At 50.2% G+C, this 259-nt stretch carries 1 protein-coding gene; it reads right to left on the bottom strand.

The genetic code is table 11. The features are described from left to right. A partial coding sequence (locus NF418_RS10435) for a hypothetical protein (RefSeq protein ID WP_256779550.1) occupies nucleotides 1-259 on the bottom strand: 259 nt, incomplete at both ends.

The following is a 259-nucleotide window of genomic DNA, read 5'->3' as shown; positions in this document are numbered from 1 at the left end:
TTAGGATCAGTACCGTCTTTCTTCTCGTCACCATCAGTTACGCCGTCGCCGTCTGTATCTGGGGTCTTAGGATCAATACCATCTTTCTTCTCGTCACCATCAGTTACACCGTCGCCGTCTGTATCTGGGGTCTTAGGATCAGTACCGTCTTTCTTCTCGTCACCATCAGTTACGCCGTCGCCGTCTGTATCTGGGGTCTTAGGATCAATACCATCTTTCTTCTCGTCACCATCAGTTACACCGTCGCCGTCTGTATCTG

The organism is Streptococcus suis (assembly GCF_024509555.1).
GTDB lineage: Bacteria > Bacillota > Bacilli > Lactobacillales > Streptococcaceae > Streptococcus > Streptococcus suis_AD.
Note: the sequence above shows the minus strand (reverse complement) of the source record. Positions and strands in the feature narration are given on the sequence as shown.